General features: G+C 67.0%; 25 protein-coding genes. 21 read left to right on the forward strand and 4 right to left on the reverse strand.

From position 1 onward, the window contains the following. From Q0O97_RS09865 to Q0O97_RS09885, 5 genes are all read left to right on the forward strand, one after another. Nucleotides 1-1428: FAD-binding protein (locus tag Q0O97_RS09865; RefSeq protein ID WP_294928156.1), on the forward strand; the 1428-nt coding region annotated here is incomplete at its 5' end. Next, nucleotides 1428-1790 carry a hypothetical protein gene (locus Q0O97_RS09870; RefSeq protein WP_294928159.1) on the forward strand — a complete coding sequence of 121 codons (363 nt, stop codon included), beginning with the start codon at nt 1428-1430 and terminating at the stop codon, nt 1788-1790. The genes Q0O97_RS09865 and Q0O97_RS09870, both read left to right, overlap by 1 nt. Before the next feature lies 1 nt (nt 1791). Next, nucleotides 1792-2136: a hypothetical protein gene (locus Q0O97_RS09875; protein ID WP_294928162.1), complete on the forward strand. Its 345-nt coding sequence runs from the start codon at nt 1792-1794 to the stop codon at nt 2134-2136. 41 nt (nt 2137-2177) lie between these two features. After that, a complete protein-coding gene (locus tag Q0O97_RS09880; RefSeq protein ID WP_294928165.1) occupies nt 2178-2861 on the forward strand; it encodes a hypothetical protein in 684 nt (227 codons plus the stop codon). Nucleotides 2862-2879: 18 nt separating this feature from the next. Continuing rightward, entirely contained in the window at nt 2880-3659 is a 780-nt protein-coding gene (locus tag Q0O97_RS09885; protein WP_294928169.1) for a succinate dehydrogenase iron-sulfur subunit, read from the forward strand. 60 nt (nt 3660-3719) lie between these two features. Here Q0O97_RS09885 and Q0O97_RS09890 read toward each other — a convergent pair whose 3' ends face one another. After that, nucleotides 3720-4415, reverse strand: coding sequence for a metal-dependent hydrolase (locus Q0O97_RS09890; protein ID WP_294928172.1), 696 nt, complete (start codon nt 4413-4415; stop codon nt 3720-3722). A gap of 235 nt (nt 4416-4650) precedes the next feature. Here Q0O97_RS09890 and gatC point away from each other — a divergent pair, with 235 nt between their 5' ends. The 4 genes from gatC to Q0O97_RS09910 are packed head-to-tail and all read left to right on the forward strand — an operon-like array spanning nt 4651 to nt 7582. Beyond that, the gene (gene gatC / locus Q0O97_RS09895) at nt 4651-4938 is read left to right on the forward strand and encodes an Asp-tRNA(Asn)/Glu-tRNA(Gln) amidotransferase subunit GatC (protein ID WP_294928175.1); all 288 of its coding nucleotides are present in this window, start codon (nt 4651-4653) and stop codon (nt 4936-4938) included. Beyond that, nucleotides 4935-6416 (forward strand): Asp-tRNA(Asn)/Glu-tRNA(Gln) amidotransferase subunit GatA, encoded by a 1482-nt coding sequence (gatA, locus tag Q0O97_RS09900; RefSeq protein ID WP_294928178.1) that lies wholly within the window; start codon nt 4935-4937, stop codon nt 6414-6416. The genes gatC and gatA overlap by 4 nt, the downstream gene beginning before the upstream one ends. 33 nt (nt 6417-6449) lie before the next feature. Further along, a complete protein-coding gene (locus Q0O97_RS09905; protein ID WP_294928181.1) occupies nt 6450-6953 on the forward strand; it encodes a hypothetical protein in 504 nt (167 codons plus the stop codon). Then, complete coding sequence (locus Q0O97_RS09910; RefSeq protein WP_294928298.1) at nt 6953-7582, forward strand: N-acetylmuramoyl-L-alanine amidase; 630 nt, start codon at nt 6953-6955, stop codon at nt 7580-7582. The genes Q0O97_RS09905 and Q0O97_RS09910 overlap by 1 nt, the downstream gene beginning before the upstream one ends. A 92-nt stretch (nt 7583-7674) precedes the next feature. Here the strand turns inward: Q0O97_RS09910 and rlmJ are convergent, their stop codons facing one another. Together rlmJ and Q0O97_RS09920 are read right to left on the reverse strand one after the other, a co-directional pair. Beyond that, the gene (gene rlmJ / locus Q0O97_RS09915) at nt 7675-8445 is read right to left on the reverse strand and encodes a 23S rRNA (adenine(2030)-N(6))-methyltransferase RlmJ (protein WP_294928184.1); all 771 of its coding nucleotides are present in this window, start codon (nt 8443-8445) and stop codon (nt 7675-7677) included. A gap of 374 nt (nt 8446-8819) precedes the next feature. Beyond that, nucleotides 8820-9170 carry a DUF1127 domain-containing protein gene (locus Q0O97_RS09920; RefSeq protein ID WP_294928187.1) on the reverse strand — a complete coding sequence of 117 codons (351 nt, stop codon included), beginning with the start codon at nt 9168-9170 and terminating at the stop codon, nt 8820-8822. A gap of 205 nt (nt 9171-9375) precedes the next feature. Between Q0O97_RS09920 and Q0O97_RS09925 the strand changes: the two genes are divergently transcribed. The 9 genes from Q0O97_RS09925 (at nt 9376) to murD (ending at nt 20240) form a co-directional block, all read left to right on the forward strand. Further along, on the forward strand, nt 9376-10482 hold the full coding sequence (locus Q0O97_RS09925) for an Mrp/NBP35 family ATP-binding protein (protein WP_294928190.1): 1107 nt from the start codon (nt 9376-9378) through the stop codon (nt 10480-10482). A gap of 684 nt (nt 10483-11166) precedes the next feature. Beyond that, nucleotides 11167-11673, forward strand: coding sequence for a division/cell wall cluster transcriptional repressor MraZ (mraZ, locus tag Q0O97_RS09930; protein ID WP_294928193.1), 507 nt, complete (start codon nt 11167-11169; stop codon nt 11671-11673). After that, entirely contained in the window at nt 11673-12644 is a 972-nt protein-coding gene (gene rsmH / locus Q0O97_RS09935) for a 16S rRNA (cytosine(1402)-N(4))-methyltransferase RsmH (RefSeq protein ID WP_294928196.1), read from the forward strand. The genes mraZ and rsmH overlap by 1 nt, the downstream gene beginning before the upstream one ends. After that, nucleotides 12644-12982, forward strand: a complete 339-nt coding sequence (locus Q0O97_RS09940) for a cell division protein FtsL (RefSeq protein WP_294928301.1) — start codon at nt 12644-12646, stop codon at nt 12980-12982. Before rsmH ends, Q0O97_RS09940 begins: the two co-directional genes overlap by 1 nt. Further along, a complete protein-coding gene (locus Q0O97_RS09945) occupies nt 12979-14784 on the forward strand; it encodes a penicillin-binding protein 2 (RefSeq protein ID WP_294928199.1) in 1806 nt (601 codons plus the stop codon). The genes Q0O97_RS09940 and Q0O97_RS09945 overlap by 4 nt, the downstream gene beginning before the upstream one ends. A 15-nt stretch (nt 14785-14799) precedes the next feature. Continuing rightward, the gene (locus Q0O97_RS09950) at nt 14800-16284 is read left to right on the forward strand and encodes a UDP-N-acetylmuramoyl-L-alanyl-D-glutamate--2,6-diaminopimelate ligase (RefSeq protein WP_294928202.1); all 1485 of its coding nucleotides are present in this window, start codon (nt 14800-14802) and stop codon (nt 16282-16284) included. Then, the gene (murF, locus tag Q0O97_RS09955) at nt 16281-17666 is read left to right on the forward strand and encodes a UDP-N-acetylmuramoyl-tripeptide--D-alanyl-D-alanine ligase (RefSeq protein ID WP_294928206.1); all 1386 of its coding nucleotides are present in this window, start codon (nt 16281-16283) and stop codon (nt 17664-17666) included. The genes Q0O97_RS09950 and murF overlap by 4 nt, the downstream gene beginning before the upstream one ends. Nucleotides 17667-17668: 2 nt before the next feature. Then, nucleotides 17669-18751 carry a phospho-N-acetylmuramoyl-pentapeptide-transferase gene (gene mraY, locus Q0O97_RS09960; RefSeq protein WP_294928209.1) on the forward strand — a complete coding sequence of 361 codons (1083 nt, stop codon included), beginning with the start codon at nt 17669-17671 and terminating at the stop codon, nt 18749-18751. A gap of 73 nt (nt 18752-18824) precedes the next feature. Then, nucleotides 18825-20240 carry a UDP-N-acetylmuramoyl-L-alanine--D-glutamate ligase gene (murD, locus tag Q0O97_RS09965; RefSeq protein WP_294928212.1) on the forward strand — a complete coding sequence of 472 codons (1416 nt, stop codon included), beginning with the start codon at nt 18825-18827 and terminating at the stop codon, nt 20238-20240. 88 nt (nt 20241-20328) lie between these two features. Here murD and Q0O97_RS09970 read toward each other — a convergent pair whose 3' ends face one another. Next, on the reverse strand, nt 20329-21501 hold the full coding sequence (locus Q0O97_RS09970; RefSeq protein ID WP_294928215.1) for an outer membrane protein transport protein: 1173 nt from the start codon (nt 21499-21501) through the stop codon (nt 20329-20331). A 253-nt stretch (nt 21502-21754) separates the two neighbouring features. Between Q0O97_RS09970 and guaB the strand changes: the two genes are divergently transcribed. The 3 genes from guaB (at nt 21755) to Q0O97_RS09985 (ending at nt 25290) form a co-directional block, all read left to right on the forward strand. Further along, nucleotides 21755-23203, forward strand: a complete 1449-nt coding sequence (gene guaB / locus Q0O97_RS09975; protein ID WP_294928218.1) for an IMP dehydrogenase — start codon at nt 21755-21757, stop codon at nt 23201-23203. A 70-nt stretch (nt 23204-23273) separates the two neighbouring features. Then, complete coding sequence (locus Q0O97_RS09980) at nt 23274-24068, forward strand: hypothetical protein (protein WP_294928221.1); 795 nt, start codon at nt 23274-23276, stop codon at nt 24066-24068. A 70-nt stretch (nt 24069-24138) separates the two neighbouring features. Beyond that, nucleotides 24139-25290, forward strand: coding sequence for an RsmB/NOP family class I SAM-dependent RNA methyltransferase (locus Q0O97_RS09985; protein ID WP_294928223.1), 1152 nt, complete (start codon nt 24139-24141; stop codon nt 25288-25290). Nucleotides 25291-25349 lie beyond the last annotated feature (59 nt).

Genomic DNA, 25349 nt, shown 5'->3' on the forward strand with positions numbered 1-25349 from the left:
ACGACCGAATTCGGCGAAGGCCCCCCGGTGCAGCGCACCTGCGCCGCCGCCGACCGCACCGGCCATGCGATCCTGCACACGCTCTACGGGCAAAGCCTCAAGGAAAAGGCCGAGTTCTTCGTCGAATATTTCGCGCTTGACCTGATCATCACCGATGGGGCCTGCACCGGCGTCGTCTGCTGGAAGCTGGACGACGGCACCATCCACGTCTTCAACGCCAAGATGGTGGTGCTGGCGACCGGCGGCTATGGCCGCGCCTATTTCAGCGCGACCTCGGCCCATAGCTGCACCGGCGACGGCGGCGGCATGGTCGCGCGCGCGGGCCTGCCCTTGCAGGACATGGAATTCGTGCAGTTCCACCCGACCGGCATCTATGGCTCGGGCTGCCTGATCACCGAAGGCGCGCGGGGCGAGGGCGGCTATCTGACCAACAGCGAGGGCGAACGCTTCATGGAGCGTTATGCGCCGACCTACAAGGATCTGGCGTCCCGCGACGTGGTTTCGCGCTGCATCACCATCGAGATCCGCGAGGGCCGCGGCGTGGGTCCTGACAAGGATCACATGCATCTGAACCTGATGCACCTGCCGCCCGAAAGCCTGGCCGAGCGCCTGCCCGGCATCAGCGAATCGGCCAGGATCTTCGCGGGCGTGGACGTGACGCGCGAACCGATTCCGATCCTGCCGACCGTCCATTACAACATGGGCGGCATTCCCACGAACTACTGGGGCGAGGTGCTGAACCCGACCGCCGACGCGCCCGACGCCACCTTCCCCGGCCTGATGGCGGTGGGCGAGGCGGGTTGCGCCAGCGTTCACGGCGCGAACCGGCTTGGCTCGAACAGCCTGATCGACCTGGTGGTGTTCGGCCGCGCCGCCGCGATCCGCGCGGGGCAGGTGATCGACCGCGATGCCGCCATCCCCTCGACCAACAAGGAACAGGTGGACAAGGCGCTGGACCGCTTCGACAGGCTGCGCCATGCCGATGGCGGCACCCCCACGGCCGAATTGCGGCTGGAAATGCAGCGCACCATGCAGGCCGACGCCGCCGTTTTCCGCACCGACAAGACGCTGGCCGAAGGCGTCGTCAAGATGGAGGCCATCGCCGCCAAGCTGGACGATCTGCACGTCACCGACCGCAGCCTGATCTGGAACAGCGACCTGATGGAAACGCTGGAGCTGACCAACCTCATGCCGAACGCGCTGACCACCATCGTCGCCGCCGAGGCGCGCAAGGAAAGCCGCGGCGCCCATGCCCACGAGGACTATCCCGAGCGGGATGACGCCAACTGGCGCAAGCATTCGCTTGCATGGGTCGAGGGGAACAAGGTTAAACTGGCCTACAGGCCCGTCCATCTCGAACCTCTGACCGGGCAAGAGGAAGGCGGGATCGACCTTAAGAAGATTGCTCCCAAAGCGAGGGTTTACTGATGCGTCTTGCCGTTGTTCTTACCGCCTCTGCGCTGGCCCTGTCGGGCTGCGTCGTGCAAAACCCCGATCAGGCGGCCCTGCCGCCGGTCGCATTGCCCACGATGCCGTCGCCCGACGCCGCCGCCCGCACCGCCGCACGCACGGCGGTCAACCAGGAAATGGCGCGCCGCCTGCCGGGCGCCAATGTCGCGCCCTATACCGATTGCGTCATCAACAACGCCAGTGCCGCCGAACTGGCCGATATCGGGCGTCAGACCGCCTCGGGCGGGAATGTCGGCGATTCCGTCGCGGCCATTGTCGGACGTCCGGCGACGTCGGAATGCATCGCACGGGCAGCCGCCTCGGCACGGGCGACGGCGTAAGATGGGACGGGGTGGGGTCATCGGCATCGCGCTCCTTCCGGCAATGCTGGGATTGGCGGCCTGTGCCCCGCAGCAGCAGGCCCCGATCCCGGTCGAGGATGCGCAGCGGATCTGCGCGCAGCTTGCGCTGAACGACGCGGGCCGCAACAGCAGCCCGCGCGTCAGTGTCGGCGTCGGGGTCGGCACCGGAAGCTGGCGCAGGGGTTTCGGCTCGGTCGGCATCTCGACCGAGGCCCCCCTGACGCGCCGCAACCCCGAGGGCAGCTATAACGATTGCGTCATGCGCCGTGCAGGCCAGGCGCCGATCACGCCCTTCTTCGAACAACTGGGCGCGGGCAGGACATGATTCGCGCCCATCTTGCCACATTTCCGCCGCGCCGCAGGATCATGCGCCGGCTCGTCGAGGCGATCCTGCCGCAGGTCGATCACCTTTTCGTCGTGCTGAATGGCTATGAGGACATTCCCGGCTTCCTGCGCAAAAGCGGCAAGGTGACGGCAGTGGTTCCCGACCGCGACGTCAAGGATGCGGGCAAGTTCTGGTTCCAGCCCGCGCCCGAGGATATCGTCTTTGCCATCGACGACGACATCGGCTATCCGCCCGATTACGTTGCCCGCACGCTGGACCTGATCGGGCCGATGGGGTTTCAGGGCCATGTCTTCGGCTATCAGGGCAATGCCTGGGCAACGGATGGGACCGCGCGGCCCGTCTGGCACAACTTCCTGTTCCGGCAAGAGCTTTCCGAGGTCCGCGGGGTTTCGGTCATCGGCACCGGCACGCTTTGTGCGCGCGGCGACGCCATCGCACCCCTGTCCGAGATCGAGCCTTTCGCGGGCGCCTGCGACTATGCCTATGGCCATTGGCTGCACCGTAACGCCATCCTGCCCTGGGTGCTGCCGCGCCCCGCCGAATGGCTGACCAACGACCTGCCGCACAACCTGCGGAAATCTTCGCTGTTTGTGACGGTGGCGCGGGCGCGCCGCCCCGAACATATGGCGCATCTGCATGCCTTCGCCCATGACTGGCCGCATGCGAACCGCCGTTTCGACGAATATCACGCGACCGCGTTCTGACCACCAGGAGATCACCCAATGGTCCAGTTCAACCTTCCGAAAAACTCTCGCATCCGGGTCGGCAAGACCTGGCCCAGGCCCGAGGGCGCGAAGAACGTCCGCAAGTTCAACATCTATCGCTGGGACCCCGACACGGGTGAAAACCCGCGGGTGGACAGCTATTTCATCGACCTCGACACCTGCGGGCCGATGGTGCTGGACGCGCTGATCAAGATCAAGAACGAGATCGACCCGACCCTGACCTTCCGCCGTTCCTGCCGCGAAGGCATCTGCGGTTCCTGCGCGATGAACATCGACGGCGGCAACCGGCTGGCCTGCATCTTCGGCATCGACGAGGTGAAGGGGGCCGAGGTCAACATCTATCCGCTGCCGCATATGCCGGTGGTCAAGGACCTGATCCCGGACCTGACGCATTTCTATGCGCAACATGCCTCGATCCACCCCTATCTGGAAACCGAGACCCCGGCGCCCGACAAGGAATGGCGCCAGTCGATCGAGGATCGCAAGAAGCTGGACGGGCTTTATGAATGCGTGATGTGCGCCTGCTGCTCGACTTCCTGCCCCAGCTATTGGTGGAACGGCGACCGCTATCTTGGCCCGGCGGCATTGCTGCATGCCTATCGCTGGATCATCGACAGCCGCGACGAGGCCACCGGCGAGCGTCTGGATGAGCTGGAGGACCCCTTCAAGCTGTATCGCTGCCACACCATCATGAACTGCACCAACACCTGCCCCAAGGGGCTGAACCCGGCCAAGGCGATTGCCTCGATCAAGCATATGATGGTCGAACGCCTGTAAGGGCGGCGGAACATCGGGAAGGAAGCGCGGCGGGTGAAACCCTGCCGCGCTTTCGTTTGCTTACAGGTCGATAGGCTCAAGCACCTCGGGCTCCAGCACGCGCACGCCGGGGGGAACATTGGCCTTCAGCGGCTCGGCGTCCTGCGCCAGCAGCGGGAAGGTGCGGTAATGGCAGGGGATGATGGTGCGGAAGTTGAAATATTTCCGCGCGGCCCATGCGGCGCGTTCCATATCCATCGTGAAATGGCCGCCTGCGGACAGGATGCCGATGTCGGGCTTGTGATATTCGCCCATCCACTGCATGTCCGCCATGATGTCGGTATCGCCCGAAACATAGATCACATGGCCGCTTCCCGCGATCATGTAGCCCGATTCGTGCCCGGCGTAGACAGGTCCCTCGGCGCTGTCGATGGACGAGGAATGCGAGGCGTTGACCATCGTCACCTTCGCGCCGCCCAGATCGACCGTGCCGCCCTTGTTGAAGCCGATGCCCTCGATCCCGTGCTTCGATTGCCAGAAGTTCACCAGGTCGTAGATGCCGACGACCGGGATCGCCTTTTCACGGGCGATGGCCAGCGCGTCGCCGGTATGGTCGCCGTGGCCGTGGGTCAGCAGGATATGCGTCGCGCCCAGGACCGCCTCGTCCCGGCGGTTTTCGGGGAACATGGGGTTTCCCGACAGCCAGGGGTCGATCAGGATCACGGCCTGTTCGATTTCAAGTCGAAAGCCGGAATGGCCAAGCCATGTCAGTTTCATCATGCGCTCCTTCTGTTCGTCGGATTGTCTTGTCATGGAAATGTGTCAGCCCCGAAACGCTGTCACGATGGGCCGGGCACCTGGAACGGCGCCCGGCGGGATGGCGGGGGCATGGACATCGCGCGCAACCTGCTTTGTCGGGGCGCGCGCGTCAATCCTTCGCGGACATGAACCAGCAAGTGCTTGCCCCGGTTCCCGGTGGCAGGTAAACCGGCGCCAAGCGAAAGGAATTCCCATGTCGATCAATCAGGACGATGCCCGCAAGGTCGCGCATCTTGCAAGGATTGCGGTCGATGATGCCCAACTGCCCGCGCTTGCGGAACGGCTGACCGGCATCCTGCATTTCATGGAACAGTTGAACGAAGTCGATGTCGAAGGCGTCGAACCCATGACCGGGGTCGAGCCGATGCGGCTGAAACGGCGCAAGGATGTCGTGACCGACGGCGGCATGCAGGACAGGATCCTGTCCAACGCCCCCAACGCGCGCGAGGGCTTTTTCGCAGTCCCGAAGGTGGTGGAATGAGCGAACTGAACAAACTGACCATCGCCGAGGCCCGCGACCGGCTGCGCGCCCGCGAGGTGACGGCGAGTGAGCTGACCGAAGCCTGCCTTGGCGCCATCGAGGGCGCGGGCGCGTTGAACGCCTTCGTTCACCAAACGCCCGAGATCGCGCGGGACATGGCCGCGCGCGCCGACAAGCGCCTTGCCGGGGGCGATGCGCCTGCGATGTGCGGCATCCCGGTGGGCATCAAGGACCTGTTCTGCGTCAAGGGCGTGCCGACCCAGGCCGCCAGCCGGATCCTGGAAGGCTTCCGCCCCGAATACGAATCGACCGTGACGCAAAACCTGTGGGATGCGGGCGCGGTCATGCTGGGCAAGCTGAACATGGACGAATTCGCGATGGGTTCGTCCAACGAAACCAGCGCCTATGGCGATGCGGTGAACCCGTGGAAGGTCGATGACCGGCGGCTGACGCCGGGCGGATCGTCCGGCGGTTCCTCGGCGGCGGTCGCGGCGGACCTGTGCCTTGCGGCGACGGGGACGGATACGGGCGGCTCGATCCGTCAGCCCGCGTCCTATACCGGCACGGTGGGGCTGAAGCCGACCTATGGCCGCGTCAGCCGCTGGGGCGTGATCGCCTATGCCAGCTCGCTCGACCAGGCGGGACCAATGACCAAGACGGTGCGCGATGCGGCGATCATGCTGGGCGCGATGGCCTCGGTCGATGACAAGGACTCCACCAGCGCCGACCGGCCCGTGCCGGATTACGAAGCCGCGCTGACCGGCGATATCCGGGGCCGCAAGATCGGCGTTCCCCGCGAATACCGGGCCGAGGGCATGCCGCCGCAGATCGACGCGCTCTGGCAGAAATCGATCGAGGCGATGAAGGACGCGGGCGCCGAGATCGTCGACATCAGCCTGCCGCACACGAAATACGCGCTGCCCGCCTATTACGTCATCGGCCCGGCCGAGGCATCCTCGAACCTCGCGCGCTATGACGGGGTGCGCTATGGCCACCGCGCCCGGCTGGATGCGGGCGACGGCGTGGTCGAGATGTATGAAAAGACCCGCGCCGAAGGTTTCGGCGACGAGGTCCAGCGCCGCGTGATGATCGGCACCTATGTCCTGTCGGCGGGCTTCTATGACGCCTATTACAACCGCGCCCGCAAGGTGCGCGCCCTGATCAAGCGCGATTTCGACCGGGTCTATGCCGATGGCATCGACGCGATCCTGACCCCCGCCACCCCCTCGGCCGCCTTCGGCCTGGGCGAGATGGCCGAGGACGATCCGATCCAGATGTATCTCAACGATGTCTTCACGGTGCCGGTCAACCTGGCGGGACTGCCCGCCATCTCGGTTCCGGTCGGGCTGGACGGGCAGGGCCTGCCGCTTGGCATGCAACTGATCGGACGCCCCTGGGCCGAGGACGAGTTGCTGAATACCGCGCAGGTGCTGGAAAATGCGGCGGGCTTTGTGGCGAAGCCCGCACGCTGGTGGTAGGCTGGAAACCGTAGAAACGAAGGGACTTGGGACATGCGCAAACTGGCGATTCTCGGGCTGCTGGTCTTGGCTGCCTGCAATGAGAATGCGGGCTGGAACCCGAATTACGTCATGAGTTCGGGTCCCTATGGCGAATATCTTCGTGCCCGCGAAAACGCGCTGACCGGGCAAGGTCAGGCGCCTAAGGTGATTCCCGTCCAGCTTCCCGCCGAGGCGCCGACCCCCGACGTCATCGCAGGCGGCCAGCCCCGTGCCGCCGCCGCCCCCGTCCAACGGCAGGTCGCGGCGCGCAACCCGGACCTGGCCCGATTCGCCCAGGGTGAACGCCACGAACCCGGCACCGCCGTCTATCCGCGCAACGCGCCATCCGCCGCCACCGCCGAACGCGCCTGCCGCAGCTACCGCGATGCCGCCGCCGCACAGGCCGCGTTCCTGTCGGCAGGCGGACCGATCGTCGACGCCCACGGCATGGACCCCGACGGAGACGGCTTCGTCTGCGGATGGGACCCGCGCCCCTATCGCCAGCAGCAAGGGTGATCGCACCCTCGCCCAACCACGGCGAAAGACGCGACGGCGGCCGGCCCGAACTGGTCGTGCTGCACTATACCGGCATGAAGGACGCAGCCTCGGCCCGCGCCCGCCTCTGCGATCCGCAATCGCAGGTCTCGGCACATTGGCTGCTCTACGAAGACGGCACGCCCGAATGCCTCGTCCCCGAGGAACGCCGGGCATGGCACGCCGGGGCAGGGGCGTGGCGGGGCAGGGGCGATGTCAATTCGCGTTCCATCGGGATCGAGATCGTCAATCCCGGCGACCGCCCCTTTCCGGCAAGGCAGATGCGCGGACTCGAAAAGCTGCTGGCCCAGGTCCTTTCCCGCTGGCCGATCCCGGCCAGGGGCGTCATCGGCCATTCGGACATGGCGCCGGGCCGCAAGACCGATCCCGGCCCGCGCTTCGACTGGCAACGGCTTGCCCGCATGGGCCTCTCGGTCTGGCCGGCGGCCCCCGGTCCCGACCTGCCGCTTGCCCAAAGCCTGACCGCCATCGGTTATCCCGAATGCGACCCGCAGGCCCGGCTCGACGCCTTCCGCCTGCGCTTCCGCCCCTGGGCCAGTGGTCCCGAATGCGAACTCGACCGCCGGATCGCCGCAGCCGTGCCCGGATAGGCGATCCGGCCCGCTTTCTTCATCACCCAAATACCCAAACCCCGACCGCGCAACCACGCGCGGCCCCGCCAATCTCTCGGCCCGCCAATCCCTCAGATCGCGGCAAGGATCGCGGTCAGACGCGCCGCCTCGTCCTCCAGCCCAAAGGGCGGGTTCACGACGATCATGCCCGATCCTACCATGTTATGCCCCGGTCTCAGCGCGGGAAAGCGGACCTCGTGGCGCAACGCGCCCATCCCCGCGACCTCATCCGCCATCGCCATGTGCCGCGCGTCGCTCAGCAGCGGATACCACAGGGCGATGGTGCCGACATTCCACTTGCGCGCGATCTTGCGGATGAAGGCGGGGATGGCCCGATAGTCCGATTTCACCTCATAGCTGGGATCGACCAGCAGCAGGCCCCGGCGCGGCACGGGCGGGCAAAGCGCGTTGGCCATGACAAGGCCGTCCTGCCGGTGAACCTGCGCGCCGACCATGACGGCGGCCAGCGCCTCGGCCTCGGCGGGGTGCAACTCGGCCAGGTCCATGCGGTCGTCGGGGCGCAGGAAATGCCGCGCGATCAGCGGAGAGCCGGGATAGGCTGCATCCCCATGTTGCGCGCGCGTGGCCGCCAATGCTGCGGCCAGGGGGTGATCGGGGGGTAACCAGCCTTCCCTCAGGGCGCGGTTGATGCCTGCCTCGGCCTCGCCCGTCCGTATGGCGGCGGGGTCGGACAGGTCGTAGAGCGCGCGACCCGCATGGGTTTCCATATAGCTTAGCGGTTTGGGCTTTTGCACCATATAGGCCAGCATCGACGCCAGCAGCGCGTGCTTGTGCAGGTCGGCCAGGTTCCCGGCGTGATAGGCGTGCTGATAGGACAACATGCGCGCCAGTTAACCCTGTTTGTCCAAAAAGAAAAGCGGCGGCGCCCAGGGAGGAGGAGGGGCGCCGCCGCACAACGCTGGCCCAGGGAGGAGGAGGGGCCGCGTATAGGTGCGGTAACGGCTGGGAGGAGGGTGCCATCACCGCTAACGACCGACCCTGGGAGGAGGAGATGGGCCGTCGTATTCCGTTCCCGCCCAAAGCGCGGGATTTTGCGGTGGCACCCGGGGAGGAGGAGCGGGTGCCACCGCCTTAGTCGAAGCCCTGGGGGAGGAGCGGGCTTCGTCCGATCTGATGGCGGCATCCCTGGGAGGAGGGAGTGGGATGCCGCCTGAACCCGGACCCAAGGGAGGAGGAGTGGGTCGGGTATTCCGTCTTACCTGCCGATGGCGGCCGCCTCGCGTGCGATGCGTTCCATGTCCAGTCGGCGAATGCCCAGATCGCCCAGTTCGCGATCGGTCTTCATGCTCAGTTCGCGCAGCGTCTCGTTATAAACGGCGCGACGCTCGAAATAGTTCGCGATCGAGCGCAGCAGCGACTTGCCGCCCCGGCTTGCCGGGGATTTGACGCTGCCATGATCCAGATCAAGAACGGCCATTTCCTTCGCCCATCTTCGCTTTCGTTCTGCCTGACAGGTTCTTCCTGTTTCGGCCTTGGGGACAAGATGGGATATTTTCTGCACCTGCACAATGGCTGGATTAGCGATTCTGCTATGCAGAAACCGCATGGCTCATCCTTTTGACGGCCCGTTAACCTTTGACATTCCTGTGAGAATTCCGTGTCGCCGCTCATGCCGCGACGCAGCGTCAGGCAGCGTTTGCAAGGGCCGGGTCCCGTGGTTCCGATCACGCGGCCGGTCCCGCATGGCCGACTTGCGGGCCGGTGCCGGGCCTGTCATTGTGCCGTATCACACAAGAAATCCTGGGGGTGACATGGCGATTTCTCGCGACGAAGTTCTTTCGGTCCTGTCCGAGGTGCCGATTCCCGGCGGTGGGAACCTGGTGGCCGCCGACCTGATTCGCGCCCTGGTGGTGGACGACGGCAACATCCGTTTCGTGATCGAGGTCGCCGATGCCCGGATGGCCGCGCAGATGCGCGATGCCGAGGCCGAGGCCGAGCGCCGCCTGCTGGCGCTGCCGGGGGTCGCGAAGGTCTCGATCGTGATGACCGCGCCCGCTGGGGGCCGCGCGCCCGCGCCGCAGGGCGATGTCGCGCGCGCATCGGGGCAGGGGCAGCCGCCCAACCTGCAAATCGGGCGCCATCCGACGCCGCAGCAGGGACCCGAACCGGTCCGGGGCGTCGCGCGCATCGTCGCCATCGGGTCCGGCAAGGGCGGGGTGGGGAAATCGACCGTGACCTCGAACCTTGCCGTGGCGCTGGCGAGGAAGGGGCGCAAGGTCGGGGTGCTGGACGCCGATATCTACGGCCCTTCGCAGCCGCGCATGCTGGGCGTGACCGACCGTCCCAGCAGCGACGGGCAGACCATCGAGCCGCTTCATGCGCATGGCGTCACCGTGATGTCGCTTGGCCTGATGATGAAGGACGGCGAGGCAGTCGTCTGGCGCGGCCCCATGCTGATGGGCGCCTTGCAGCAGATGCTGACCCAAGTGAACTGGGGCGAACTGGACGTTCTGCTGGTCGATCTGCCGCCGGGGACGGGCGACGTTCAGCTTTCGCTGTGCCAGAAGGCGCAGGTCAGCGGGGCGGTCATCGTCTCGACCCCGCAGGACGTGGCGCTGCTGGACGCGCGCCGGGCCATCGACATGTTCAACAAGCTGCGCACCCCGGTCCTGGGGCTGATCGAGAACATGTCCTTTTATCGCTGCCCCAACTGCGGGCACGAGGCGCATCTGTTCGGTCATGGCGGTGTCGCCGCCGAGGCCGAGGCGCTTGGCCTGCCTTTCCTGGGCGAGTTGCCGCTGGAACTGGAGGTCCGCCTTGCCGGCGACGCGGGCCGGCCCATCGCGGCGGGCGAGGGTGCCGTCGCGGATGCCTATGCCCGCCTGGCCGAGCGGCTGATCGGCGGCGGCATGGCCTGACCCCGGCCCGGTATTGCGACATGCGCGCGCGCCCCGGATCGCTTGCTGCGTTCCGGGGCTTTCGATTCCGGGCGGGCGTGCTGGCTGGGAATTCACGGGATCGGGCGGAGGCATCTCGAATCACTCGCGCGTGATTCGGCGTGATTCCGGGCGTCCTTGGCCGAAAACTTGCCGTTTGAACAGAGCGGTTCGGCGAGTTTCCGCATCGGGCAGGGGTTTTTTGGGAAAGCATGGGATTTATTTGTCACAGGGCAATTAGCACCATATATGGTATTTTTCTTGCAAGCCTAAGCTATATGTCTGCCCTCTATCACGGCAGTGTGACAATGTTCCCGGCCTGTTCCTGTGATGTGCGGGCCACGGCCAGCAATGCGGACCGAACAAACCCATTGCTTCCCGTAAAATCCCATGCCATCCCTGACTCACGGAGACGGGACACAAGGGGCGCAAAAGAACCCCGAGGCGACAAGCAGGCTTCATACAGGCACCCGTATCCAGACAACGACCCGGCGCCGCGCGAGCAGCACCTCCCCCAGGTGGCGTGACAAGCCGGGCGATCCCCGAAACTTCGGGGCCCAGTAATGGGAACGAGGGCGGCGGATCGGGCAGTGGCAGCAGCCCGATCCGCCCTTTGTTTTTCCGGGCGACCGGAAAGGCGTGGGACAGTGGAAGGAGTGCGGGCCGGTGGCGCGCAGGTTCAGAGGATCGGAAGAAGTCAAGGTGGACGCCAAGGGTCGCGTCTCGATCCCGGCCAAGTTCCGCCGCGTCTTCGAATCCTGCGACCCCGAATGGGAAACCGGCAAGCGCCCGCAGATGGTCATCGTCTTCGGCACCGCAAGCTGGAAGCATATCCAGCTTTTCACCATGCAGGCGATCGAGGAAATCGACGACCAGATCGCCGCCCTGCCGCGCGGCAGCGCCGCCCGCAACCTCTTGGAAAACATCTATCACGGCCATGCCGAGGAAGCCGAGATCGACGGCGACGGCCGCCTGGTCCTGCCCCAGAAGCTGCGCGAGAAGATCGGGCTGAGCGACAGCGCCTTCTTCATCGCGGCGGGCGATTACCTCAAGGTCTGGTCGCCCCAAAGCTACCGCGAGGAAGAGCGCGAGCTTGAATCCCGCGTCCCCGAGTTCGAGCCGGGCGCGGATCCCCTTTCCCTGCTGACGCCCTCGGGCGCCGAGGGGGCGTGATGCAGAGCTCTGCCGCGCCTCATGTCCCGGTCCTGCTGGGGCCATTGCTGCGCGCGGTCGCGCCGGTGGAAGGGCTGTGGGTCGATGGCACCTTCGGCGCGGGCGGCTATGCGCGCGGGCTGCTGGAGGCCGGGGCGCAAGCGGTGATCGGGATCGACCGCGACCCCACGGTGCTGGCGCTGGCGCGGGGCTGGATGGGCGAATACGGCGACCGGCTGCGGCTGGAGCAGGGGGTCTTTGCCGATCTCGACCGGATCGCGGGCGGGCCTGTCGATGGGGTTGTGCTGGACCTTGGGGTCAGTTCGATGCAGCTTGACCAGCCAGAACGCGGCTTTTCCTTTCTGCGCGACGGCCCGCTGGACATGCGCATGGGCGGCGACGGGCCAAGCGCCGCCGATCTGCTGAACGGCGCCGATGAGACCACCATCGCGAACGTGCTTTATCATTTCGGCGAGGAACGCGCCTCGCGCCGCATCGCGCGGGCCATCGTGAAGGCCCGCCCCCTGACCCGCACCGCCCAACTGGCCGAGATCGTGGCTGCCTGCCTGCCGCGTCCCAAGCCGGGCCAGAGCCATCCGGCGACCCGCAGCTTTCAGGCCATCCGTATCTGGGTCAACGACGAATTCGGCCAGCTTGTCGCCGGGCTTGCGGCGGCCGAGCGCGCCTTGCGTCCCGGTGGCAGGCTGGCGGTGGTCAGCTTCCATTCGCTTGAGGACCGCATCGTCAAGCGTTTCATGCAGCATCGTTCCGGCAGCGCCGGGGGCGGCAGCCGCCATGCGCCCGCGCCCGAAACCGGGGCGCCCGCCTTCTCGCTGCCCTTCCGCCGCGCCATCGGCCCGGATGCGGACGAGATGGCGGCGAACCCCCGCGCGCGCTCGGCCCTGCTGCGGGTGGCGGTGCGCAGCGACGCCCCGGCGGGGCGCGTCGATCCGGCGATGCTGGGCCTTCCGGTCCTGCCGGGGGGTGCGTGATGCGGTCGGTCCTTTACCTTGCGACGGCGCTTTGCGTGATGGGCCTGGCCTTCTGGGCCTACCGCGAGAATTACCGCACCCAATCCGCCATCAACGAGATGGCGCAGGTCCAGCGCCAGATCGCGGGCCTGCGCGAGGAACTGAGCGACCTGCGCGCTGAATGGGCTTATCTGAACCGTCCCGAGCGACTGAAGGAACTGGTCGATCTGAACTTCGACCGGCTTCTGCTGGTGCCGCTGAACTCGGGCCAGTTCGTCGATATCGGCCATGTCGCCTATCCCGAGCCGGAACCCGAACCTGAACCCGACGACGCCCCGACCGAGGAGCCCCAGCCATGATCCGCACCCCCCTGCGCCCCCTGGCCCGTATCCTTCGCGCCCGCGACAAGGGCGAAAACCCCGACGCCATCGAGGCCGAGAACCGCGCGGCCCGCCACGCCCAGATTCAGGACCGTGCCCGCAAGCGCGCCGAAAGCCGGCTGAAGATGACCGCCGCGCTGTTCATGATCGCCTTCGCCACGGTCGGGCTGCGGATGGGCGCGCTGGCCTCGGGCCAGCCGAGCGAGCCGCGCGTGCAATCCTCGGGCGCGCAGATCATTTCGCAGCGCGCCGACATCACCGACCGGCACGGGCGGGTGCTGGCGACGAACCTGCTGACCCATTCGCTTTACGCCCATCCCCACCAGATGGTCGAACCCGAACGCGCAGCGCATGAACTGGCGCGCATCTTCCCCGACCTGGACGAAGACCGGATGCTGCGCGACTTCACCGGCAAGCGCACCTTCCTGTGGGTGCGCAAGAAGATCAGCCCCGAACAGATGCAGGCCGTCCATGACATCGGCGAGCCGGGCCTGCTGTTCGGCCCGCGCGAGATGCGGCTTTACCCCAATGGCCGCGTCGCCAGCCATATCCTGGGCGGCACCCGCTTTGGCCAGGAGGGCGTCAGCAGCGCCGAGGTGCTGGGCATGGCGGGCGTCGAAAAGGCATTCGATTCCTGGCTGCGCGACCCCGCGAACGACGGCGCGCCGCTGCGCCTGTCCATCGACCTGACCATCCAGTCGGCGATGGAGGAAGTGCTGGCCAACGGCATGAGCGTGATGAACGCCAAGGGCGCTACCAGCATCCTGATGGAGGTCGCGACCGGCGAGGTTCTGGCCATGGCCAGCCTGCCCGATTTCGACCCCAACGACCGCCCGCGCCCGCTGCTGACGGGCGATCCGTCCGACAGCCCGCTGTTCAACCGCGCGGTGCAGGGGCAGTACGAGCTTGGCTCGACCTTCAAGATCTTTCCGGTGGCGCAGGCGATCGACCAGGGGCTGGTGAACCCGGCCACGCAGATCAACACCGTCTCGCCCATGACGATCGGGAAATACCGCATCCGCGATTTCTACAACTACGGGCGGCAGATGTCGGTGGCCGATATCATCGTCAAGTCCTCGAACGTGGGCACGGTCAGGATCGCGCAGATGGTGGGGGTCGAGCGGCAGCGGCAATTCCTGCAAGACCTGGGCTTCTTCGAGGCGACGCCCCTGGAGATGACCGAGGCCCCGACCGGACGTCCGCTGGTTCCGCAACGCTGGCCCGCCGTGACCGCCGCGACCGTGTCCTTTGGCCACGGCCTTGCCGCCAGCCCGCTGCACCTTGCCAGCGCCTATGCGACGCTGGCCAATGACGGCATCCGGGTGCGCCCGACGCTGGTGCATGGCCGCAACCGTGCGGCGGGCGAGCGCGTGATCTCGCAGCGCGCCGCCGATACCTCGGTCGCGCTCTTGCGGCAGGTCGTGACCAACGGCACCGCCCGCACCGCCAATGTCGAGGGCTACGAGATCGCGGGCAAGACCGGCACCGCCGACAAGCCCCGTCCGGGCGGCGGCTATTACGACAAGAAGAACGTGACGACCTTCGCATCCGTCTTTCCGGCCAGCGATCCGAAATATGTGCTGGTCGTGACGCTGGACGAACCGACGGCGCGCAACGTGAACGGGGTCGAGACGCGGACCGCGGGCACCACCACCGTTCCCGTGGCTGCCGAGCTGATCCGCCGTATCGCCCCCCTGCTGGGCCTGCGTCCGCAGACCGAGCAGGAACTGCCCGTCATTGAACCGCGTCACGGCGACGCGGTAAGGCTCGTCTCGAACTAGGCTAGCGGAGGTCTTGTGACTGATCAGGCGAAACGGTTGTCCCTGCTGGGGCTGAGGGGCGACAAGGCGCGCGATCCGGCCATCACCGGACTGGCGGTGGATTCGCGAGAGGTGCGGCCCGGCCATCTGTTCGCCGCGCTGCCCGGCTCGGTCGCGCATGGGGGGCAGTTCATCCAATATGCGCTGCGCCAGGGTGCGGCGGCGGTGCTGACCGACCGCGCGGGCGCGGCGCTGGCCGGCGATGCGCTGGCGGGCGCGGATACCGCGCTGGTCGTGGTCGAGGACCCCCGTGCCGCTCTTGCCGCCGCCGCGGCGCTTTGGTTCGGGGCGCAGCCCGAAAAGCTGGTCGCGGTGACGGGGACTTCGGGCAAGACCTCGGTCGCGAATTTCACCCGCCAGATCTGGCAGCAGCGGGGCCTGAAGGCGATCAGCCTGGGCACGATGGGCGTGCAGGGCGATTATCAGGCCAGGCTGGCCCATACCACGCCCGAGCCGATCACCCTGCACCGCGTGCTGGCCGAGGCTGCCGCCGCGGGCGTCACCCATGCGGCGATCGAGGCATCCTCGCACGGGCTGGACCAGCGCCGGCTGGACGGGGTGCGGGTGATGGCCGGGGCGTTCACGAACTTCAGCCAGGACCACCTGGACTATCACAAGAATTTCGATGAATATTTCGATGCAAAGGCATTGTTGTTCAATCATATTCTGGACGAAGGCGCGGGCGCGGTCATCAACGTCGACGACCCGCGCGGGCGCCAGATGGCCGGGATCGCGCGCGCGCAAGGGCTGGACCTGCTGACCATTGGCCGCGACGAAGGGGCCGACCTGCGCATCCTTGGCCAGCGTTACGACGCCACCGGGCAGGACCTGCGCTTTTCGCTGCGCGGGCAGGCGCATCTGGTGCGGCTGTCGCTGATCGGCGGCTTTCAGGCGGAAAACGTGCTGGCGGCGATGGGGCTGGCGATGGCCTCGGGCGAGGACCCTGCCGACCTGATCCCGACGCTGCCGCAACTGACCACCGTGCGCGGGCGGATGGAGCTGGCCGCGATCCGCGAAAACGGCGCGGCGGTCTTTGTCGATTACAGCCACAAGCCGGGCGCGCTGGCCTCGGCGCTGCAAAGCCTGCGCCCGCATGTGATGGGCCGCATCGTCGTCGTCTTTGGCGCGGGCGGCGACCGCGACCGGCTGAAGCGCCCCCTGATGGGCGAGGCCGCCGCGGCCCATGCCGATCTGGTCTATGTCACCGACGATAACCCCCGGACCGAGGACCCGGCGGCGATCCGGGCCGAGATCATGGCCGGCGCGGGTCCCGAGGCCATCGAGGTCGGCGACCGGGCCGAGGCGATCCTGCGCGGCGTCGATGCCCTGCAACCGGGCGATGCGCTGCTGATCGCGGGTAAAGGGCACGAGACCGGGCAGATCGTGGGCAGCGACGTCTACCCCTTCGACGACGCGGAACAGGCATCCGTTGCGGTCGCCGCGCTGGATGGGCGGATATGAGCGTGCTGTGGACCTCGGCTGATGCCGCCCTTGCGACGGGCGGGCGGGCGACGCGGGATTTCACCGTTTCGGGCGTTTCCATCGACACCCGCACGATCGGCCCCGGCGACCTGTTCGTCGCGCTGAAGGATGTCCGCGACGGCCATGATTTCGTCGCGCAGGCGCCGGAAAAGGGCGCCGCTGCGGCGCTGGTCAGCCGCATCCCCGAAGGTGTGGCCCCCGATGCGCCGCTGCTGGTCGTCCCCGACGTGCTGGCCGCGCTGGAATCGCTTGGCCGCGCAGGGCGCGCGCGGATGGCGGGCAAGGTCATTGCCATCACGGGGTCGGTGGGCAAGACCTCGACCAAGGAAATGGCCCGTGTCGCGCTGGCCGGGCAGGGCCGCATCCACGCCGCCGAGGCCAGCTACAACAACCATTGGGGCGTCCCCCTGACGCTGGCGCGGATGCCGGCGGACACCGATTTCGCCATCATCGAGATCGGCATGAACCACCCAGGCGAGATCGAGCCGCTCGCCCGCATGGCCCGCCCCCATGTCGCCCTGATCACCACCGTCGCGGCCGCTCACCTGGAAGCCTTTGGCGCCATCGAGGGCATCGCGCGCGAAAAGGGCGCGGTCTTTCGGGGGCTGGAACCCGCAGGCACCGCCATCCTGCCCGAGGACCTTGCCGTCACCCCCATCCTGCGCGACTGCGCCGACCACGCCGGGGCCATCGTCATCGGCTTTGGCCAGCACGGGATGGCGCGGCTGGTCGACGCGCAGACGCAGGGGCCGGACACTCGAATCCGCGCGAGGATTCTTGGCCAGGATATTGATTACACGTTGAAAAGCACGGGAACGCATTTCGCGATGAACTCGGTCGCCGTGCTGGCGGCGATTGCCGCCGCCGGGGGAGACACCGTGGCCGCCGCCGTAGCGCTTGGCGATTGGCTGCCCCCCAAGGGTCGCGGTGCGGTCGAGGAACTGGGCGGGCTGCGGTTGATCGACGACGCCTATAACTCGAACCCGACCTCGCTTTCTGCGGGGTTGGCGACGCTGGCACGGATGCAGGGCGGGCGCCGCGTCGCCATCCTTGGCGACATGCTGGAACTTGGCCCGGATGAAATCGCGATGCACCGCGACATGGCGCGCGACGATGCCATCGCCCTGGTCGACGTGATCCACGCAGCGGGGCCGCGCATGCGGGCGCTGTTCGACGCGCTGCCCGAAACCAAGCGCGGCATCTGGGCCGAGGACGCCGCCACGCTGGCCGCGCGGGCGGATGAACTGGCCGCGACCGGCGATATCGTGCTGGTCAAGGGCTCGAAATCCTCGCGCGTCTCGACGGTGGTTGACGCGCTGAAAAGGCTGCGGCAAAGCAACGCGCCTGGCGAAAGGGATTAACGATGCTTTACTGGCTGACCAGCCTGTCCGACGGCGGCGACGTCTTCAACCTGTTTCGATACATCACCTTTCGCGCCGGAGGGGCGTTCTTCACCGCCCTGATCTTCGGTTTCATCTTTGGCCGTCCGATGATCGACCTGCTGCGGCGCAAGCAAAAGCGCGGCCAGCCGATCCGCGACGACGGCCCGCAGAACCATTTCGTCAAGGCCGGCACACCGACGATGGGCGGCCTGCTGATCCTTGCGGCGCTGACCGTGGGCACGCTTCTCTGGGCGCGGCTGGACAACGGCTATGTCTGGATGGTGCTGCTGGTCACGCTGGGCTTCGCTGCGGTCGGTTTCGCCGACGACTACGCCAAGGTCACCAAGCAGCATCACGCGGGCCTGTCGGGCCGGGTGCGGATGCTGATCGGGATCGTCATCGCCATTCTGGCGGCGGCGGCGGCCTATGTCATGCATCCCGCCGCGCTGACCGGCCAGCTTGCGGTGCCCTTCCTCAAGGATGTGCTGATCAACCTGGGCTGGTTCTACATCCCCTTCGGCATGGTGGTGATCGTGGGGGCGGCCAATGCGGTGAACCTGACCGACGGGCTGGACGGGCTGGCGATCATGCCCGTGATGATCGCGGCGGCGACCTTCGCGGTGATCGCCTATATGGTCGGCAACGCGAATTTCGCCAATTACCTCGGCGTCCATTTCACCCCCGGCACGGGCGAACTTGCCGTCTTCGTCGCCGCCCTGATCGGCGGAGGTCTGGGCTTTCTGTGGTATAACGCGCCCCCGGCGGCGGTCTTCATGGGCGATACCGGCAGCCTTGCCCTTGGCGGCGCGCTGGGTGCCATTGCGGTCGCGACCAAGCACGAGATCGTGCTGGCCATCGTCGGCGGGCTTTTCGTCGTCGAGGCACTGTCCGTCATCATCCAGGTCCTCTATTTCAAGCGCACCGGCAAGCGTGTCTTCCTGATGGCCCCGATCCACCACCATTTCGAGAAGAAGGGTTGGGGCGAGGCCCAGATCGTCATCCGCTTCTGGATCATCGCGCTGATCCTGGCGCTGATCGGGCTGGCGACGCTGAAGATCAGGTAAGCGCAGACCCCCTTTTCGGGGGTCTTTTTCTGTCCTATCCAATGCCCGACAAAGGCCAGCATCAGGTGCAATCATGATCCCCGTCCAGGGCGTCGAAAACCAGATCATCGCCGTTCTCGGCCTTGGCCGCTCGGGCCGGGCGACGGTTGCCGCGTTGCGCGAAGGCGGCGCGCGGGTCGTCGCCTGGGACGACGGCGCCGACACCCGCGCGCGGGCCGAGGCCGAGGGGATCGAGTTGCGCGACCTGACCCGGCCCCAGTCGTGGGAAGGCATCTCTGCTCTCATCACCAGCCCCGGCATCCCCCATCTTTTTCCGCAGCCCCACCCTGCCATCGCGATGGCCCTCGATCTGGGCGTGCCGGTCGACAACGACATCGGCCTGTTCTTCCGCAGCTTTGCCACGATGGACTGGGGGCGGTTCGACACGGTGCCGCGCGTGATCGCGGTGACCGGCTCGAACGGAAAATCGACGGTGACGGCGCTGATCCACCATATCCTGGAACAGGCGGGCCGCCCCACCCAGATGGGCGGCAACATCGGCACCGGCGTCCTGTCGCTGGAACCGCCCGCTGATGCCGAGGTGATCGTGCTGGAACTGTCCAGCTACCAGACCGACCTCGCCCGCTCGCTGACGCCGGATGTGGCGGTGTTCACCAATCTCTCGCCCGACCACCTGGACCGGCACGGGGGCATGGGCGGCTATTTCGCGGCCAAGCGCAGGCTGTTCGCCGAGGGCGGGCCCGACCGCGCCATCATCGGCGTGGACGAGACCGAGGGGCGCTATCTGGCAGGCCAGCTTTCCTTCGGGCCGCAGGACGACCGGGTGATCCGCATCTCGGCGGGGCAAAAGCTGGAACGGTTCGGCTGGTCGGTCTTTGCGCGCAAGGGATACCTCGCGGAATATCGCAAGGGACGGCAGGTGGCATCCATCGACCTGCGCGCCGTCATCGGCCTGCCGGGCGAACACAACCATCAGAACGCCTGCGCCGCCTATGCCGCCTGCCGCGCCGTGGGCCTTGCCCCGCGCCAGATCGAGGATGCCTTCCACAGCTTCGCCGGACTGCCGCATCGCAGCCAGACCGTGGCCGAGATCGGGGGTGTGCGCTGGGTCAACGACAGCAAGGCCACCAATACCGACAGTGCGGCCAAGGCGCTGCAAGCCTTCCAGCGCATCCGCTGGATCGCGGGCGGCATGGGCAAGGAAGGCGGGATCGCCGCATTGCAGCCGCATCTGGACCGCGTCGTCAAAGCCTATCTGATCGGCCATTCGGCCCGCGACTTCGCCCTGCAGATGGGCCAGACCCCCCATGAAGTGGTCGAGACGATGGATCAGGCCGTCGCCCGCGCCCATGCCGAGGCGCAGCCGGGCGAAACCGTCCTGCTTGCCCCCGCCGCCGCCAGTTTCGACCAATATCCCGATTTCGAAAAACGCGGCGAAGATTTCACCGCGCTGGTCCTTGCGCTCGGCGCCAGCTCTTCTTCATCATGAAAATACCCATGCGGCGCTTCCGGCAGGCGGGAAGCGCGCAAATGAAAAGGCCCCGGACCTGCCGGGGCCTTGGCCCTATCCGCAAGGATCAGAAGGAATAGCCGACGCGCACGCCCACACCCCAGACATAGCCCTTGTCCATGTCGCCGACATGGTTCTTGTTGTCGTCGCCGCGCTGGCCGACCCCCAGGCGCGCATCGCCCAGCTTGCTGTAGTTGATGCCGGTGGTGATCTTCATGTTGTCGCGGGTATAGATCGCGGCCAGCGTGACCCCCTTGCGTCCGTTATGCGGGGCAAGCGGCGAGGAATGCCGCCCCTCGCTGGGTTCATAGACGAAGGATGCCGAACCCGACCAGTTTTCCGTGAACTTGCGGCCGACGCCGAGGGTATAGGTCGTGGTGTCCTGCAACTCGACCAGCGGCACATCGGTTCCGGGCGGAACGGGGAAACGGTCGGGGTTGATCGGGAAATGCGCGTTCTCGACCACGAATTCGGACCACTTGACCCAGCGGATCGAGCCGAAGACCAGCGTATCCTCGGCCACCCCGGTCTGGCCTTCCAGCGTCCAGCTTCGGGGGGTGCGGACCTCGTGCTTGCCGTGGACGGTGCCTTGCCCCGTCGCCGCCAGCAGCCCGCCGCTTTCGGTCATGCCGAAGTCGTGGTCGATGGGCGAGTTGTAGGTCAGCGAGACGCGCGCCGCGATATCGGGGATCTCATAGGCGACGCCGGCGACCCAGCCCAGCCCCCAGGTGCCGTCGATGTCCAGGTCGTATCCGGCGGAATTTGCATAGCCCGCACCGCGCAGGGACACGTTGCCGCTGGCGCGCGAGCCGCGCAATCCGCCGTGGACCGAGAAATTGTTCTCGAACTTGTAGCGCAGCAGCGCCGTGTAGCTGACGGAATCGATGCTGACCAGCGTGCCCCCCACCACGGGCGAGCCGCTGCCGGCAGGGGGGCCGTCCGGGTATCGGATATCCGCGCCAAAGGGCTGCTCGACGATGAACGCGCCCGAAAGGTTGTCGTTGAACTGGTGCTTGTAGGCCAGCCCGAAGAAGCCATAGCCCGATGCGACGTCCCCGGTCGCAACGCCCATGATGTCGCGCCCCTCGATCTTGGGCGATGCGCCGCCAAAGCTCAGCTCGGCGTAATTGCCTTCCTCGAACAGGATGGCAAGCGATTGCGGCGCGCGCTCGATCCCGCCTGCGAGGGCCTGGCTGGCGCCAAGCGCGAGCGTGCCGATGGCGGTCAATGCTGTTTTCATTTTTCCTACCTCCCTGCTTCGTCCGTTGCGGGACGCCTGAATAAAGCGTGATCCAGAGTTGATCGCCGGTCAATCGCGCCGTTGCCGTGACGTGGCGTATGGATGGATTTGGCACCGCAAAGGGCGCGTTTCGTTGCGCTGGCGCAACTTTGCGGGTTGCCGAAAGATGGCGGCCATGCGCGCCTGGCACTGGACATTTGTGCGCGCGCGTGGAATGGGAAACTGCCAAACGAACCCCTGATAGGATGGATCCATGCAGATTCGTGAGGCGCTGACCTTCGACGACGTTCTTCTTGTTCCCGCGGCGTCCTCGGTGATGCCCTCGACGGCGGATGTGGCCACATATGTCACGCGCCGGATCAGGATGAACATCCCGCTGCTTTCCTCGGCGATGGACACGGTCACCGAAAGCCGCATGGCGATCGCGCTGGCGCAGGCGGGCGGAATCGGCGTGATCCACCGCAACCTGACGCCCGACCAGCAGGCTGACGAGGTCCGCCGCGTCAAGCGTTTCGAATCCGGCATCGTCTACAACCCCGTTACTCTGCGCGCCGACCAGACGCTGGCCGATGCCAAGGCGCTTCAGGAACGCTACAGCGTCTCGGGCTTTCCGGTGGTGGACGACCGGGACCGCGTCGTGGGGATCGTGACCAACCGCGACATGCGCTTTGCCAGCGACGACCGCACCCCGGTCAGCGTGATGATGACCTCGGAAAACCTCGCCATCCTGCACGAGCCTGCCGACCGGGCCGAGGCGATCAGCCTGATGAAGGCCCGCCGGATCGAGAAACTGCTGATCACCGACGACCAGGGCAAGCTGACCGGCCTGCTGACGCTGAAGGACACCAAGATGTCCGTCCTCAACCCCATCGCCTGCAAGGACGACCTGGGGCGGCTGCGCGTGGCCGCCGCCTCGACCGTGGGCGACGAGGGGTTCGAGCGCAGCCTTGCGCTGGTCGATGCGGGCGCCGACCTGGTCGTGATCGACACCGCGCATGGCCATTCCGAAGGCGTTGCCCGCTCGGTCCGGCGGCTGAAAGAGGCCGCGCCGGGCGTAGAGGTCGTCGCCGGCAATGTCGCCACGGCGGCGGGCGCGCGGGCGCTGGTCGATGCCGGGGCGGATGCGATCAAGGTGGGGATCGGTCCCGGCTCGATCTGCACGACGCGGATCGTGGCGGGCGTGGGCGTGCCGCAACTGACCGCGATCATGGACGCGGTGTCGGGCGCGGGCGAGGTGCCCGTGATCGCCGATGGCGGCATCAAGTATTCGGGCGATTTCGCCAAGGCCATCGCGGCGGGCGCAAGCTGTGCGATGGTCGGCAGCGCCATCGCCGGCACCGATGAATCGCCGGGCGAGGTGATCCTGTATCAGGGCCGTTCGTTCAAGTCCTATCGCGGGATGGGCAGCCTTGGCGCGATGGCGCGCGGCTCGGCCGACCGCTATTTCCAGAAGGACGCCGCATCCGACAAGCTGGTCCCCGAGGGGATCGAGGGGCAGGTGCCCTACAAAGGCTCGGCCTCGGCGGTCCTGCACCAACTGGTCGGCGGGCTGCGGGCGGCAATGGGCTATACCGGCTGCGCCACGGTCGAAGAGATGCGCAGGAATTGCGAATTCGTCCGCATCACCGGCGCGGGGCTGAAGGAAAGCCATGTCCACGACGTCCAGATCACGCGAGAGGCGCCGAATTACCGGCATGGCTAGGAGCCGTTAGCCGAAAATTAAGGGAAAGGGGCGTAGAAGGGTTGCGGGATGATTCTGCTTGTGGCCCGAAATGCGCGCCTTTCTGCTTTGCCTTTGCCTGATGACGGCCCTGCCTGCGCGGCCCTGGGCCAGCCAGCCCGCGCAGGTGTGCGAAATGGCGGCGCGGCAGGCGGCGGCGGAAACCGGGGTGCCCTTCGACATATTGGCCGCGCTGACGCTGACCGAAACCGGGCGGCGCGTGGACGGTATCGTCCGCCCCTGGGCTTGGAGCGCGAATGCCGAAGGCGCGGGCCATTGGTTCGACGATCCGGACAGCGCCATCGACTTCGTGCAGGGGCGGGTCGCGCAGGGGCGGCCCAATGTCGATATCGGGTGCTTCCAGATCAATTACCGCTGGCACGGGGAACATTTCCGCTCGGTCACGCATATGTTCGATCCGCTGGAAAATGCCCGCTATGCGGCGCGTTTCGTCGGCGAGCTTTATCTTGAGACCGGGGATTGGCGCCGTGCCGCCGGGGCGTTTCATTCGCGCACGCCGGTCCATGCCGATCGCTACCTGGCGCGTTTCGACACCCTGCGCGCGATGCTGCGCGACCGGGGCTTTCAGGGCATGGCGGATTCGCCGGAAACCTATAACAGCTTCGCCGCGCTGCCCTCGGGCACCCGGCGGGCGGCTGCCTTGCGCGAACGGGTGACGCTGCTGGGCGCGCCCGTTGGGACGGCGCCGCAGGGGCAGGGCGGCTCGCTGGCGGTGCTTGGCGGTGCGCGCGGGCGGATCGCCGCCGCGCCCGGCCCGGTGATCGCGGCCCGCACGGCGGGACCCGTGGGTGGTGCGCCTGCCGGGTCGCTCTGGCGCGGACCCTAGCGGTGGCGGGATTGACTTTCGGTCGGCCCGCGCTTTTCTGGCCCTTGTCCCAGTTGAAGAAGCACCCGCCATGACCCCCGCCGCCCGCGTCGCCGCCGCGTCCGAGATCCTTGACCGCATCCTTGCCGGCGACCCGGCCGAGCCTGCCCTGATCCGCTGGGCACGCGCCAGCCGCTATGCCGGTTCCGGCGACCGTGCCGCGGTGCGCGACCTGGTCTATGACAGCCTGCGCAAGCTGCGATCCCGCGCCGCGCTTGGCGGTGGCCTGGATGGCCGTGCGCTGATGCTGGGCATGTGCCGCGAAACCGGGCAGGACCCGGCGCAGGTCTTTACCGGACAGGGCCACGCCCCTGCCGTTCTGACGGATGATGAAAAGCAGTCGGGCAACCCGCCGTCGCCGTCCGAGGCGATGGACCTGCCCGACTGGCTCATCCCTCTCTGGCGCGACTCCCTGGGCGAGCGCGCCGATCCGACGGCCCGGCAGATGCGCGAACGCGCGCCTGTCTGGCTGCGCGTGAATACGGCCCGCACCACGCCGGACAAGGCCCTGCGTCTGCTGGCACAGGACGGGATCGTCGCCCTGCCTGCGCCGCAATTGCCCTCGGCCCTGCGGGTGGTCGAGGGCGCGCGCCGCGTCGCTGCCTCGGCCAGCTATCGCGAGGGGGACGTGGAACTGCAGGACCTCTCGGCGCAACTGGCCTGCGCGGCGCTGCCGGTTCAGGGCAGCGTGCTGGACTTTTGTGCGGGTGGCGGCGGCAAGGCGCTGGCGCTGGCCGCGCGTGGGGCGGGGCCGATCGTGGCCCATGACAGCGACATGTCGCGCATGGCCGACCTGCCTGCCCGTGCGGCGCGCGCCGGTGCAAGGGTGGATATCGCCCGTCCCGGCAAGGTTTCCGGCACCTTCGGGCTGGTCGTGGCCGATGTGCCCTGTTCCGGTTCGGGGACCTGGCGCCGGACGCCCGATGCGAAATGGCGCCTGACTGCGGACGGTTTGCGGGAGTTGTCGAAGATTCAGGCGCAGATCATTGACAAGGCAAGTGAACTTACCTGCACGGGCGGACATCTGGCCTATATGACCTGCTCGGTCCTGCAAGCGGAAAATGCCGATCAGATTGCCGCTTTCCTGCACCGCAACCCCGCGTTCGAATTGGTTGAAGAGCAGAGTTTCGGTCCCTGGAACGCCTCGGACGGCTTTTATCTGTCATTGCTTCGCCGGAATTAACCGGATGTTAAGGGATCGGCGTGTAAGCCCGTCCTGGAAAGCTTGGTCAAGAGGTATGC

This window comes from uncultured Paracoccus sp., assembly GCF_945915435.1.
In the GTDB taxonomy this organism is placed as follows: domain Bacteria; phylum Pseudomonadota; class Alphaproteobacteria; order Rhodobacterales; family Rhodobacteraceae; genus Paracoccus.